General features: G+C 63.2%; 11 protein-coding genes. 8 read left to right on the top strand and 3 right to left on the bottom strand.

Going from position 1 to position 13,169, the window contains the following annotated elements; translation table 11 throughout:
- The first annotated feature begins 190 nt into the window (after positions 1 to 190).
- On the top strand, positions 191 to 1,807 hold the full coding sequence (gene cimA / locus FJ548_RS26070; protein ID WP_140779389.1) for a citramalate synthase: 1,617 nt from the start codon (positions 191 to 193) through the stop codon (positions 1,805 to 1,807).
- Between the two features lie 83 nt (positions 1,808 to 1,890).
- Positions 1,891 to 2,805, top strand: a complete 915-nt coding sequence (rarD, locus tag FJ548_RS26065) for an EamA family transporter RarD (protein WP_140779388.1) — start codon at positions 1,891 to 1,893, stop codon at positions 2,803 to 2,805.
- Between the two features lie 56 nt (positions 2,806 to 2,861).
- On the opposite strand, the gene FJ548_RS26060 is transcribed toward rarD, so the two are convergent.
- Positions 2,862 to 3,860: a transporter gene (locus FJ548_RS26060; RefSeq protein ID WP_181168912.1), complete on the bottom strand. Its 999-nt coding sequence runs from the start codon at positions 3,858 to 3,860 to the stop codon at positions 2,862 to 2,864.
- Between the two features lie 195 nt (positions 3,861 to 4,055).
- Complete coding sequence (locus tag FJ548_RS26055; protein ID WP_140613400.1) at positions 4,056 to 4,667, bottom strand: TIGR00730 family Rossman fold protein; 612 nt, start codon at positions 4,665 to 4,667, stop codon at positions 4,056 to 4,058.
- A gap of 128 nt (positions 4,668 to 4,795) precedes the next feature.
- Here FJ548_RS26055 and FJ548_RS26050 point away from each other — a divergent pair, with 128 nt between their 5' ends.
- The 6 genes from FJ548_RS26050 (at position 4,796) to pssA (ending at position 10,708) form a co-directional block, all read left to right on the top strand.
- A complete protein-coding gene (locus FJ548_RS26050; RefSeq protein WP_140779386.1) occupies positions 4,796 to 6,160 on the top strand; it encodes a LysM peptidoglycan-binding domain-containing protein in 1,365 nt (454 codons plus the stop codon).
- 80 nt (positions 6,161 to 6,240) lie between these two features.
- Positions 6,241 to 6,585: a metalloregulator ArsR/SmtB family transcription factor gene (locus FJ548_RS26045; RefSeq protein ID WP_140613398.1), complete on the top strand. Its 345-nt coding sequence runs from the start codon at positions 6,241 to 6,243 to the stop codon at positions 6,583 to 6,585.
- 24 nt (positions 6,586 to 6,609) lie between these two features.
- On the top strand, positions 6,610 to 8,493 hold the full coding sequence (locus FJ548_RS26040; RefSeq protein ID WP_140613397.1) for an ABC transporter ATP-binding protein/permease: 1,884 nt from the start codon (positions 6,610 to 6,612) through the stop codon (positions 8,491 to 8,493).
- A gap of 88 nt (positions 8,494 to 8,581) precedes the next feature.
- Entirely contained in the window at positions 8,582 to 8,929 is a 348-nt protein-coding gene (locus FJ548_RS26035; RefSeq protein ID WP_140779385.1) for an antibiotic biosynthesis monooxygenase, read from the top strand.
- 258 nt (positions 8,930 to 9,187) lie between these two features.
- Positions 9,188 to 9,886: a phosphatidylserine decarboxylase gene (locus tag FJ548_RS26030; protein ID WP_140779384.1), complete on the top strand. Its 699-nt coding sequence runs from the start codon at positions 9,188 to 9,190 to the stop codon at positions 9,884 to 9,886.
- Between the two features lie 75 nt (positions 9,887 to 9,961).
- The gene (gene pssA / locus FJ548_RS26025) at positions 9,962 to 10,708 is read left to right on the top strand and encodes a CDP-diacylglycerol--serine O-phosphatidyltransferase (protein ID WP_246678772.1); all 747 of its coding nucleotides are present in this window, start codon (positions 9,962 to 9,964) and stop codon (positions 10,706 to 10,708) included.
- A 27-nt stretch (positions 10,709 to 10,735) separates the two neighbouring features.
- On the opposite strand, the gene FJ548_RS26020 is transcribed toward pssA, so the two are convergent.
- A complete protein-coding gene (locus FJ548_RS26020; protein ID WP_140779382.1) occupies positions 10,736 to 12,958 on the bottom strand; it encodes an AMP-binding protein in 2,223 nt (740 codons plus the stop codon).
- Positions 12,959 to 13,169 lie beyond the last annotated feature (211 nt).

The following is a 13,169-nucleotide window of genomic DNA, read 5'->3' as shown; positions in this document are numbered from 1 at the left end:
GGCGCCCCCTTCTGTCCTGCCGGACATCTCCCCCACAAGGAGGGAGATCAGCAGCTTCGGCCCTGCCGCTTCTCCTGCAACGCTGGAGATTGGCGAAAGTCGAAGTGCAGTCTGATCTCCCCCCAAGTGGGGGAGATGTCCGGCAGGACAGAGGGGGGCGCGAAGGATCGCGACTTTTCGAGCTACTGCCATGAAAAAGCAAAGATTGTTCCTTTTCGACACCACACTGCGCGATGGCCAGCAGACGCCGGGCATCGACTTTTCGGTCGAGGACAAGATCGCGATCGCAAAACTGCTTGACGAATTCGGCATGGACTATGTCGAGGGCGGTTATCCCGGCGCCAATCCGACCGACACCGCATTCTTTCAGCAGAAGCGCACGGCGACGGCCAAATTCGTCGCCTTCGGCATGACCAAGCGGGCAGGGGTGTCGGCGTCCAACGACCCGGGCCTTGCCGCGCTTGTCCAGTCGAAATCGGACGCCATCTGCTTCGTTGCCAAGAGTTGGGATTATCACGTTCGCGTCGCGCTTGGCTGTACGAACGAGGAGAATCTCGACGCCATCAAGGCTTCGGTCGATGCCGCTGTCGCTTCGGGCAAGGAAGCGATGGTCGACTGCGAGCATTTCTTCGACGGCTTCAAGGCCAATCCGGACTATGCGCTGGCCTGCGCAAGGACGGCGTATGACGCCGGCGCACGCTGGGTGGTATTGTGCGACACCAATGGCGGCACGCAGTCCTCGGAAGTGCGCGGCATCGTCGACAAGGTCATCGCGGCAGGCATACCGGGCGGCCATCTCGGCATCCATGCCCATGACGACACCGGCCAGGCCGTGGCGAATTCGCTGGCTGCGGTCGAAGCGGGCGTGCGCCAGATCCAGGGCACGCTGAACGGCATCGGCGAGCGCTGCGGCAATGCCAATCTGATCTCCATCGTGCCAACGCTGGCGCTCAAGCCGGCTTTCGCCGACCGCTTCGAGACCGGCATTTCGGCCGAGGCTCTGAGTGGCATTTCGAGGCTTTCCCGCGCCTTCGACGAATTGCTGAACCGCGCGCCGGAAGCGCAGGCGCCCTATGTCGGCGCCTCGGCCTTCGCCACCAAGGCCGGCATTCATGCCTCCGCGCTGGCCAAGGAGCCGGCGACCTATGAGCATGTAGAGCCGCAAGCCGTCGGCAACCGCCGCCGCGTCATGGTCTCGGACCAGGGCGGCAAGGCCAATTTCCTCGCCGAATTGAAGCGGCGCGGCATCGATGTGCCGAAGGACGACCACCGGCTCGACGCGCTGATCGCGGTCGTCAAGGAGCGCGAGGCCGAAGGCTATGCCTACGAGGGCGCCGATGCGTCCTTCGAGCTCCTGGCGCGCAAGATGCTGCACGGCCTGCCCGAATTCTTCAACGTCACCTCATTTCGCTGCATGGTCGAGCGTCGCTTCGACGCCAATGGCCAGTTGAAGACGGTGTCCGAGGCGATCGTGAAAGTGCTGGTCGACGGCGAGGAGAAAATGTCGGTGGCCGAGGGACATGGCCCGGTCAACGCGCTCGACATCGCGCTGCGCAAGGATCTCGGCAAGTACCAGAACGAGATCGTCGATCTGGAGCTTGCCGACTTCAAGGTGCGTATCCTCAATGGAGGCACCGAGGCCATCACCCGCGTGCTCGTCGAATCGCATGATTCCTCCGGCGCCCGCTGGTGGACGGTCGGTGTGTCGGAAAATATCATCGATGCGTCCTTCCAGGCGCTGATGGATTCGATCGTCTACAAGCTGATGAAGAATCGCGAGATGGCGGGACTTGTTGCGGCCGAGTAAGTTTGAACCATCAGCGAAAGTCCATTGATCCATCAGAACTTTGCGATGGTCTTGCCAGGGTTACTGGGTCATAGCGTTGGCCCATGGCGACTGAAACGATTGCTCTGGACGCAGATTCAAAAGCCCGCCGCGGCTTCCTGCTGGCGCTGGGTGCCTATCTGCTCTGGGGATTGCTGCCTTTCTACATGAAGGCGGTGGCGCATCTGCCGCTTGCCGAGGTGATCGCGCATCGCGTCGTCTGGTCCGTGCCGATCGCTGCGGCGGTTCTGGTCTGGGCCGGCCGCACGGCGGACTTCAAGGTGGCAATTCGTTCGCCCCGCACCATCGCCATGGCGGCGCTGACGGCGGCGCTGATCTCGGTCAACTGGGGCATCTATGTCTGGGCGATCGCCGTCGACCGTACCGTCGAGACCGCGCTCGGCTATTACATCAATCCGCTGGTCAGCGTCGTCGTCGGCGCGCTGCTGCTGGGCGAGCGGCTCGACCGTTTGCAGATCGCGGCTGTGGTGCTTGCGGCGGTTGCGGTCGCGGTGCTGACAATCGAAGGCGGCAAGTTGCCCTGGGTGTCGCTGGCATTGGCGTTTTCCTTCGCCGCCTACGGCTTCTTCCGCAAGACGCTGCCGATCGGGCCGAGCCAGGGCTTTCTGCTCGAAGTACTTCTGCTGTCCGTGCCGGCTCTCGGCTATATCGTTTACCTGATCGCGACCGGACAAGATCACATCCTATCCAGCAACGGCACCGATACGGCGTTGCTGATCGGCTGCGGTCCAGTCACCTCGGTGCCGCTGCTTCTGTTTGCGTTCGGCGCCAAGCTTTTGCGGCTCTCCACCATCGGCATCATGCAGTATATCGCGCCGACCATGGTGTTCCTGATCGCCGTGCTGGTCTTCAACGAGCCGTTCGGCACCACGCAGGCCGTCGCCTTTGTCCTGATCTGGACGGCACTCGCGATCTATTCCTGGTCGATGTTGACCAGCGCGCGCAGGGCGGCTCGATAGAAAGTTTCAATGCGGAGGACCTTCGTGCTTCGGCGCCAGAAGTTGCCAAGCTGCCGCTACAGTCCCCGGCCAAGGCGCCTGACAAAAAGATAGGTGGCCGCCGCGATGGCCACCGACACTGCCGTCACAATCCAGAAGCCCATTGGCGTATCGACCAGCGGCAGCCCGCCGACATTCATGCCGAAGAGGCCCGAGATGATGGTCATCGGCAGCAGCACCGCCGTCAGCACCGAAAGAACGTAGAGCAGCTGGTTCGACTGCATCGTCAGTTTCGCCATCAGTTCGTCCTGCAGCAGCCTCGTGCGCGCCTGCAGCTGCTCGCCGTCGTGGAAGAGGGTCTGCGCCCGGTGCGAGAGCCTTGCGGCCATGTCGTTTATGGGGTCGGGCAGCTCGTCGCGATGCGCATGGTCGAGGTGACGGAACAGGTTTGTGAGCGTCGCCATCTGGCGGTGGATGACCACCAACTGCCGGCGCGCCTCGACCAGCGCTTGACGCTCATTGTGCCATGCATCGCGCACGACGCGGTCCTCGATGCCGTCCAGCGTATCGCCGAGCTTGCCGAGTTCGCTCGCCATGCCGTCGAGCGACTGGCCCATGACGGCCTCGATCAGGTCCGACGGCGAGCGGAATTTGCGTGATCCATTTTCCACCGCCTTGCGAACCGCGTCGACCGACTCCAGCGGCTGCTTGCGGGCGCCTATCAACATCGTGTCGTTGAAGGCGAAGCGGAAATGGACGAGCCCGCGCGCTTCCGAAAAGTCGTGCTTGAGGTCCGGCAAATCGCCATAGAGCCAGCCATCCTCATAGTCGATGTGACAGCCGTGGCTTGGCGCCAGGAAAGCATCGCGCGCTGGGGCCGGCAGAGCCTTCTCCGCGCCGATCTCCTGGCGTGCATGCAGATCGGTGATCTGATAGCTGCGCCAAGTCCAGTGCGCGGTGGCGGCATCCTTGCTCCGCACGCCTTCCGCGGTGAAATGATAGATGAAGAACAGCCCGTGCTCGTCGGGCAGGTAGGGCGACAGGTCGGCGCCTTCCGGGGCGAGGGCGGTATCCATGGGCATAGTGCCAGATGCAAGTTTCGGACGTGGCGCCGCGTGGCGGCTACCTCACCGCGATTTCTAGCACGCGCGGACCCGTTTCCGTGTGACGGTTTCTTGACAGTCGATCACAGTGTGTCGACGCGCAGCAATGCGGTGGCAGTAGGGCAGTCTTTCCCTACTGCCTTACTGCCTATTCCCAATTCCCTAACCTCACATTTTGTCGATCACCGACTGTACGCCCTCGGTTGGTGCGTCGACGGAGGAGCCGGCCACCATGATGGCGGCGACGATGGCCTCGGGGTCGTTGACGACCAGCGGCTTGACCCGTTGCGCGGTGTGGATGAAACCCTCTGCGGTCATGTGATCAAGCAGTGTCAGCATCGGATCCCAGAATCCGCCGACATTGCCGAACACGATCGGTTTGCGGTGATGGCCGAGTTGCGCCCAGGTCATGATCTCGACGATCTCCTCGACCGTGCCGATGCCGCCTGGCAACGCCACAAAGGCGTCGGATTTCTCGAACATTCTATGTTTGCGCTCGTGCATGTTGTCGGTGATCAATAGTTCGTCGAGCCGGTCGAGCGCGGTTTCGGTTGCTTCCCTGTTGATCAGGAAGCGGGGAATGATGCCCGTCACCTTGCCGCCGGCCTTGAGCGCGCCTTCGGCGACGGCGCCCATGATACCCTTGGTGCCGCCGCCATAGATCAGCCTGAGGCCGGAGCGCGCGAGCGAGCGCCCGAGCAGGTGGCCGGCCTTGGCGTAAGTTTCATCGCGGCCCGGAGACGAGCCGCAATAGACGCAGACGGATCGAATCGTGTTCATACCGATGATTGGTGATTGGGTCTGAAAGCGCGGTCAAGCCCCAAGGGCCAACAAGGGCGGGCTTTTTCTTGTCGGTCGTGGCAAAACACGCTAGACCGGCATTAGGTGGCTAAGGGGTAGCGAAATACATGGCAATCAATCCATTAAAGGCGTTCTTGTTCGCGGCGGGTGGGACCGTCGCGGCCGTGGGAACAGCCTATGTGTCGGGCGCACTCGACCCTTATCTTCATCGTAAACCGCCGGAAGTCGCGGCATTGACACCGCCAGCGGCACCGAAACCTACGGACGCGGGCACGGAAGCGCGCCTGCCGGCGCAGGCAACGACCGCTCCGGCCGCCCCCACAACCGGTGCGGCAGCGCCCGCAACGGCCGGTCCGGTCACGCCGACTTTCGATGTCGTGCGTGTCGAGGCCAATGGCTCGATCGTCGTCGCCGGCAATGCGGCGCCCAGCTCGAAGGTCGAGATCCTCAACGGCGCGCCGGTGCTCGGTTCGGCGGTGGCGGGTCCCGATGGCGCCTTTGTCATCGTGCTCGACGATCCGTTGAAGCCCGGCGACTATACAATTGCACTGCGTTCGACGACCGGCAGTATCGTGACGACCTCGGCGCAAACCGCTGTCGTCTCGGTTCCCGCGACTGCCTCCGGCCAGGTTCTGGCCATGGTCGAGGAGCCGGGCAAGCCGGCCGAACTGCTCACAGTTCCCGCGCCCGAAAAGAAACCGGAAGCACAGACTGCCGGCAACCAGGCTGTCGCAGGAGCGGCCGCCCCAGCCACCGAATCGCCGGCTGCAACCGCGCCGGCACCGGCAGCTCAGGCCGCCGTATCCGTGGGTGAACCCAAGATCGTCGTCGAGGCGGTCGAGATCGACGGCAAAAAGATCTTTGTCGCCGGCCTTGCCGATCCGGGCCGCAAGGTCCGCGCCTATGCCAACGACATCCTGCTCGGTGATGCACAGACATCGCCCGACGGGCATTTCCTTGTCGAAGCTACACGGGACGTTCCGGTCGGCAGCTATACCATCCATGTCGACGGCCTCGATGCCGACGGGGTGAAGGTCGTGGCCCGTGCCGCCGTGCCGTTCGAGCGAGAGCCGGGCGAGGCGGTCGCCGCCGTGGCCCCGGATACCAAGCCCGCGGAGGCAAAACCGGCCGAAGCAAAGCCGGCCGCACCTGCCACTGAAGCTCTGGCCGTTGTCGCGGCCGCAACGCCGCCAAGCGACGTGCCCGAAACCGTGGCGCCCAAACTCGAACATGCCGGCGGCGCCGTCATTATTCGCCGCCATGACACATTGTGGCGGATTTCGCGGCGCGTCTACGGCTATGGCATGCGCTACTCCACCATCTACCTCGCCAACCAGGATCAGATCAGGAATCCTGACCGCATCTGGCCCGGTCAGGTGTTCAAGGTCCCGGGAAAGTCCAAGGAAGGCGAAGCCGCCGACCTCAAGGCGATAGGTGAGCAGGCGACGACGGCGCCGGCGAAGACGCAGTAGGAAAAAGGTCGGCAATTCAGGCGATCTACCCATCGGTCTAGCTTGCCCTGTCATCGTTCATCGTCTATCGCCGATGAACGATGACAGAATCCGTCCTTGAACCAGACCGCGCAGGCGCTCTGCCCAACTGCATCCCCGATAGCAGGGCTGTCGCGGCGCGGTTCGCTGCACTGTCGCATCCGGCGCGTATCGAGATACTGAAGCACCTCTCGGCCAGCAATTCCTGCTGCTGCCGCGAGGTCGTTGACCGTTTCGATCTGGCGCAGTCGACCGTGTCCCAGCATCTCAAGATACTGGTCGAGGCCGGCCTGGTCCGGTTCGAGCCGGATCGTCAGCGCTCCCGCTATAAGGTCGACCAAGCAGCGCTTGCCGATGTTTCGGCATCGCTGAGCGCACTCGTCAATTCCTGCTGCTCCGGCCGCTGATCCTCTCACCCAAGGGCAAGAAAAGTGGCCGAAAAAACCGTCTCCGCCGACACCTCAACTCTCACGACGCTACGTAACCTCTGGCCCTATATGTGGCCGGCCGACCGTGCCGATCTCAGGGCACGGGTGACTTGGGCGACGCTGCTGCTTGTCGTTGCCAAGGTGACATTGGTCGCCGGCCCCTATTTCTTCAAATGGGCAACCGATGCGCTGGCGGGCGGCTTCAAAACGCCACCGCCGCTGCCGTCGTTCCTGCTCGCCCCGGTGATGCTGGTCATCGCCTACAACGTGCTGAGGCTGGTTCAACTCGGCTTCAACCAGTTGCGCGATGCGCTGTTTGCCCGGGTCGGCCAGCATGCGGTGCGTCAGCTTGCCTTTCGCACCTTCGTCCACATGCATCAGCTGTCGCTTCGCTTCCACTTGGAGCGCCGCACTGGCGGTCTGTCGCGCATCATCGAGCGCGGCACCAAGGGCATCGAAACAATCGTGCGTTTCATCATGCTCAACACCGCCCCGACCATCCTCGAATTCGCGCTGACCGCCGGCATATTCGGTTTCACCTATGGCTGGAAATATGTGGCCGTGGTGGCGGTGACCGTCTGGGTCTATGTCTGGTTCACGGTGAAGGCGAGCGACTGGCGCATCTCGATCCGCCGCGACATGAACGACAGCGACACCGACGCCAATACCAAGGCGATCGACTCGCTGCTCAATTTCGAGACGGTGAAGTACTTCACCAACGAGCGAATGGAGGCCGAGCGCTTCGATCGCTCCATGGCGCGCTATGAGATCGCCGCCACCAAGACCTGGACCTCGCTCGGCTGGCTGAACTTCGGCCAGGGCTTCATCTTCGGCCTCGGCACGGTGGTCGTCATGTGCATGTCGGCGCTGGAGGTGCAGGCCCACACCCAGACCGTGGGCGATTTCGTGTTCATCAACGCCATGCTGGTGCAGCTTTCGGTGCCGCTCAATTTCATCGGCTTCATCTACCGCGAGATCCGCCAGGGCCTTACCGATATCGAGCACATGTTCGACCTGCTCGACGTGCCGCAGGAGATTGTCGACAAGCCCGATGCCAAGCCGCTGGCCGTCGGTGCCGGCAAGGTCGAGTTCCGCGACGTGCATTTCTCCTACGATCCGAACCGCAAGATCCTGAAGGGCGTCAGCTTCGAAGTTCCGGCGGGCAAGACAGTCGCCATTGTCGGACCGTCTGGCGCCGGCAAATCGACCATCTCGCGGCTGCTGTTCCGATTCTACGACGTGCAGGGTGGCCAGGTGCTTATCGACGGCCAGGACATCCGGGATGTGACGCAGGACAGCCTGCGCGCGGTGCTCGGCATGGTGCCGCAGGACACAGTGCTGTTTAACGACACCATCGCCTACAACATCCGCTATGGCCGCGTTGGTGCAAGCGAGGAGGAAGTGCGCAAGGCCGCCGAACTCGCGCAGATCGGGCCGTTTATCGAGAAGCTGCCGGACGGCTACAAGTCGATGGTCGGCGAGCGCGGGCTGAAGCTCTCCGGTGGCGAGAAGCAGCGCGTCGCGATTGCCCGCACCATCCTGAAGGCGCCGCCGATCCTGATGCTCGACGAAGCGACCTCGGCACTTGACAGCCACACCGAGCAGGAGATCCAGGCCGCGCTCGACCTCGTCAGCAAGGGGCGCACCACCATCGTGATCGCCCACCGGCTGTCGACGGTGATTTCCGCCGACGAGATCATCGTGCTGAAGGACGGCCAGATCGCCGAGCGCGGCACCCATGTCGAACTGATGCGAAAGCACGGCCTCTACGCCTCCATGTGGGACCGCCAGCGCGAGGCGACGGAAGCCGAAGAGCGGCTGCGCCGCGCCCGCGAAGGCGACGAGTTCGGCGTCATCGTTCGCCGGCGGACATCGGAGGTAAATTGATTTTTTGCGCTTGACCTCAACTTAAGTTGAGATTGTACGCCGTTCCTGGAGCCCGCAAACACCACGGTTCAAGAACGGAAGAATTGAAATGAACGACATAAATCAGAATGTAAACGGCGGCAGCGTGTTCCGGGTCGACAAGTTCGTCGTCCCCGCCGCCGCCCGCGAGGAGATACTCGTCAAGGTCAGGACAACCCACGAATTGCTGCGCCAGCAGCAGGGTTTCGTGCAGGATTTCGTGCTCGAGCAATTTTCGGGGCCGGGCGAATTCAACCTGGTGACGATCGTCGAATGGGAAAGCCAGGCGGACGTCGACAATGTCGTGCCGATTGTCAAGGCCGCGCATGAGCGCATCGCCTTCAATCCGCAGGAGACGATCGCCCGGCTCGGGGTGCGAGCCGACATCGCCAATTATCAGCGCGTGCCGCAGGTGTAAGAGGCCGTCCAACACAGTCGGCGCCCGGTGGCTGTGTAGCGCGGGCGTCCCCATCCAATGATAGATGAGCCAAAGGGCTTTTGTCTCCGACGACTGCTGGTATTGTCTCGACGTTGCGGCGGGCTAAGTCATCTGGTTCGCGCCCGGCATATTCGTCACCACATCCGGCCCGTCCCATCCTCCCGCCATTGTTGCGTTGCGGGCAGGGGGGCTTTCCGCTATTGAGGCCGGACCTGAAACAGGGACCGCCCCCACCCCATGAGCCTTGTCGACACGGTCAAGAACGCGTTCGTACCGATCCATCGCGAAGGCTATCCCTTCATCGCGGTCTTCGGCGCGGCGACCCTTTTCCTCGGCTATTTCTCGTCGATCCTGTTTTGGATCGGCCTGATCCTGACTGCCTGGTGTGTCTACTTCTTCCGTGATCCCGAGCGCGTCACACCGGTTGACGATCGCCTGGTGGTGAGCCCCGCCGATGGCATCGTCTCGGCGGTGGGCCCGGCCGTGCCGCCGCGCGAGCTTGGCCTCGGCAATGTCGAGATGACCCGCATCTCGGTCTTCATGAACGTCTTTTCCTGCCATGTGAACCGTGCCCCCGTGCGCGGCCGCATTGCCAAGATCGAACATCGGCCCGGAAAATTCCTCAACGCCGAACTGGACAAGGCCAGCACCGAGAACGAGCGCAACGGTCTCGTCATCGAGAGCCCCAACGGCACGGTGGCCGCTGTCCAGATCGCGGGCCTTGTGGCGCGGCGCATCGTCTGCTGGGTCGAGGCCGGTGGCTCGATCGCCATCGGCGAGCGTTTCGGCCTGATCCGCTTCGGCTCGCGCGTCGATGTGTTCCTGCCCCTGACCGCCACGCCGCGCGTTGCCGTTGGCCAGACGGCGGTCGGTGGCGAAACCGTGCTGGCCGAATTCGGCGGTGTCACCGGCACGCCTTTGGTCAGGATTTCGTAAGCGGTGGGCGCGCCGTTCAAGAAATTCGAGGCTCATGCCAGCGGCGGCCCGCGCATTCGCGAGATCCCGATGCGCATGGTGCTGCCCAATCTGGTCACCGTGCTTGCTATCTGCGCCGGCCTGTCCGGCATCCGTTTCGCCTTCGAAAACCGTTTTGAAACCGCGGTGGTCATGGTGCTGCTGGCCGCCTTCCTCGACGGCATCGATGGGCGACTGGCGCGCATGCTGAAGGCGACGTCCAAGTTCGGCGCGCAGATGGACTCGCTGGCCGACATCGTCAATTTCGGTGTTGCGCCGGCCCTGGTGCTTTATGCCTTCCTGCTCGACCGCGCCGGCTCGCCGGGCTGGATCGCGGCGCTTTTGTTCGCCATCGCCTGCGGGCTCAGGCTTGCCCGCTTCAACGTGCTGGACGACGAGAAGTCCGAACGTCCGCTTTGGCAATCGGAGTATTTCGTCGGCGTGCCGGCGCCGGCGGGCGCGGTGCTGGTGATGCTGCCGCTCTATCTCTATTTCCTGCGGCTCGGGCTGGAGCCCAGCCGCCCGGCCGCCTTCATCGCCACAGCGTTCACCATTCTGGTGGCCTTTCTTCTGGTCAGCCGTTTGCCCGTCTATTCCGGCAAAAGCGTCAAGATTCCCGGCGACCGCGTGCTGCCGGTGATCCTGGCAGTCGTGCTCTACATTCTCTTGCTGATGACCTATCCCTGGTACACGCTGACAGCCTCGGTCGCGGGCTATCTGATCTTCCTGCCGTTTTCCGTGCGCGCCTATTCCAAGCGTGCCAAGCTCGAGGGCGAGAAGGTGCCGCCTTCGGACATAGGTTAAGGGCTACGCCGAAGTTGTTGATCTGATTCAGGCCGCGATCCCGAGCCCCAGCCTGTCAATCGCCAGCTTTCTGGTCGAGACATAGTCGGTCTTGCCGGAACCGAGCACCGGGATTTCTTCCACCTTGATGATATCGTTCGGCACCATCAATTCGGCTGCCCCGGCCTTCTTGCCGAACTGACGCAGCTCTTCCGGATTGGCATCGTCGGCGGTGGTGACCAGCACGATGCGCTCGCCGCGCCTCTTGTCCGGCACCGCCACCGCCGCATGGCGCTCTTCCGGCCACAGCGACTGCACCAGCATTTCGACGGCGCCCAGCGACACCATCTCTCCGGCGATCTTGGCGAAGCGCTTGGCACGGCCTCGAATGGTGATGAACCCCTCACGGTCGACGGCGACGATGTCACCGGTGTCGTGCCAGCCAGTCAGCTGCTGCAACTCGCCGGGGCGGTCCGCGGTCATGTAGCCCATCATCAGATTGGGTCCGTCGAGCCACAATTGACCGGCGTCCGAAATGCCTTCGACCGGCTCCAGCTTCATGCGCATGGCCGGCAAGAGCCGCCCGACGGTACCATCCCGGCCATGGATCGCTGTGTTGACGGCAACCACCGGCGCGGCTTCGGTCAGCCCGAAGCCCTCGATGATCTCGGCCTGGAAGCGCTCGCGATAGACACGGCGGGTTTCCGGCTTGACCGCCTCGGCGCCGGCGACGACGAAGCGCAGGCTGGAGAAATCGCCGTCCTTGGCCGTGCGTGCATAGTTGGCGAGGAACGTGTCGGTGCCGAACATGATCGTCGGCTTCACCTTGCGCGCGATCTCGGGGATGATCTTGTAGTGCAGAGGCGAGGGGTAGAGGAACAGCTTTACGCCGGTGACCAGCGGCAGGATGGTGCCACCCGTCAGGCCGAAAGAATGGAACACCGGCAGCACGTTGAGTAGGATGTCCGCCGGCGAAATGGTAACGCGTGCCTCGGCCTGCATTGCATTGGCGAGCAGGTTCCTTTGCGACAGAACCACCGCCTTGGGCGTACCTTCAGAACCCGAGGTGAACAGGATTACCCCCGGCTTGGCCGCATCCTGCCGCTGTAGCGGCACGCGCCACAACAAGGCGGCGGCGAGCTTGTCGAGCGCGCTAACGCTGCCGCGCAGATCTTCCAGCCACAGCAGCCTGGCGCCGCCCTTTTCGACCGCAGCGACAATATCGGCAAGATCCGCCTTCTCGACGAAGGCGCGTGAAGAGATAACGGTACGGATGACGGCTGTGCGCACGGCAGCCGTGACGCTCGCCGGCCCGGCGGTGTAGTTGATCATCGCCGCCACCCTGCCGGCCGAGAGAAGGCCGACCAACGACAGCACGACGCCATTGGCGTTGGGCAGCATCACGCCCATCGCTTCGCCTGGCGCCGTCACCGCCTCGAAGCGCCTGCCCAGCACGCGCGCGCCGATGAACATCCGGCGATAGCTCAACGCGCCGGAGATGACATCCTCGATGATCGGATGCGAGGCGCCGACGCGGGTCGCGGCATCGCGCATGACCAGGAACAGGCCACGATCGAAGTCCGTGCCAAAAAGCCGCGCCTCGGCGACGCGGTCGAACAGCGCGTTGGTGTTCGAAGCCTGGTCGGGGTTGCGCGCCACCAGCTCGGCGATGGTCATCGGCTCCAGCGTGCTGATTGAGAGCCGTGGGAACCAGTGCCGCGGCGCCTTGCTGGCCGGCGTCAGCGACACAGGCAGGCTGCGCGTACCGGAGACAAAGATCGGCACGATGCGGGCGTCGGCCTGCATGGCGATACGGGTGACGGCACGAAACAGCCGAAACGTCTTGACGTCAGGCTCGACCGCATCCGGCAGGTAGACGGCAAGGCGTCCCTTGCCCTTCAGTACCCGCACCAGCCGCCGGCTGACGAAGACATGCTCGGCATTGAAGGCGATGGTGCGGCCAAGCTCGCGCCATGGCTCAAGCCAAGGCGAGCGCGCAGAGATCTCGTCGAGTATGTGCAGCGTGTCATCCGGCAACAGCGACAGCATCAGCGCGGGCTCGAAGCGCGATTGATGCGAGATCACATAGATGACCGGAACCTGCGCCTTGCGGGCGATCCTGATGCGGTTGTCGGCGATCCGGTAGGCGAGCTTGAACGGGACATAAAGCAGCGCCTGGCTGAAGCGCAGGCCGAGGCGGAATTTCTCTACCACGCCGATCAGCAACCAGGCCAGAACAAGGCCCGCAAGCAGCGCCAGTGTCAGGATCATACAGCTTCTCTCCCAACGATTTTTATTATAGCGGCTCTTTTGCGGCTGCGTCGAGGCAGAACCTAGACGATGTGGGAGGAAGGTCAATGTGGGAAGAAGCGCCCGCTACCCGGGCTCCATGCCGACCAGGCTGAACTCTCCGCCACCTCTTGGCAAAGAAAAAGCCGACCTTGCGGTCGGCTGGGAGTAGGACGGGCCGAGGGGTTTGGGG

It is taken from the genome of Mesorhizobium sp. B2-4-17 (genome assembly GCF_006441275.1).
Taxonomy (GTDB): domain Bacteria; phylum Pseudomonadota; class Alphaproteobacteria; order Rhizobiales; family Rhizobiaceae; genus Mesorhizobium.
This window is presented reverse-complemented; position numbering and strand designations above follow the sequence as displayed.

Excerpts from the sequence above, each read along its gene's own strand:
- cimA (WP_140779389.1), top strand. The coding sequence starts at position 191 with ATGAAAAAGCAAAGATTGTTCCTTTTCGACACCACACTGCGCGATGGC.
- FJ548_RS26030 (WP_140779384.1), top strand. The coding sequence starts at position 9,188 with ATGAGCCTTGTCGACACGGTCAAGAACGCGTTCGTACCGATCCATCGC.
- FJ548_RS26050 (WP_140779386.1), top strand. The coding sequence starts at position 4,796 with ATGGCAATCAATCCATTAAAGGCGTTCTTGTTCGCGGCGGGTGGGACC.
- FJ548_RS26045 (WP_140613398.1), top strand. The coding sequence starts at position 6,241 with ATGACAGAATCCGTCCTTGAACCAGACCGCGCAGGCGCTCTGCCCAAC.
- FJ548_RS26060 (WP_181168912.1), bottom strand. The coding sequence starts at position 3,860 with ATGGATACCGCCCTCGCCCCGGAAGGCGCCGACCTGTCGCCCTACCTG.
- rarD (WP_140779388.1), top strand. The coding sequence starts at position 1,891 with ATGGCGACTGAAACGATTGCTCTGGACGCAGATTCAAAAGCCCGCCGC.
- FJ548_RS26020 (WP_140779382.1), bottom strand. The coding sequence starts at position 12,958 with ATGATCCTGACACTGGCGCTGCTTGCGGGCCTTGTTCTGGCCTGGTTG.
- pssA (WP_246678772.1), top strand. The coding sequence starts at position 9,962 with ATGGTGCTGCCCAATCTGGTCACCGTGCTTGCTATCTGCGCCGGCCTG.
- FJ548_RS26035 (WP_140779385.1), top strand. The coding sequence starts at position 8,582 with ATGAACGACATAAATCAGAATGTAAACGGCGGCAGCGTGTTCCGGGTC.
- FJ548_RS26055 (WP_140613400.1), bottom strand. The coding sequence starts at position 4,667 with ATGAACACGATTCGATCCGTCTGCGTCTATTGCGGCTCGTCTCCGGGC.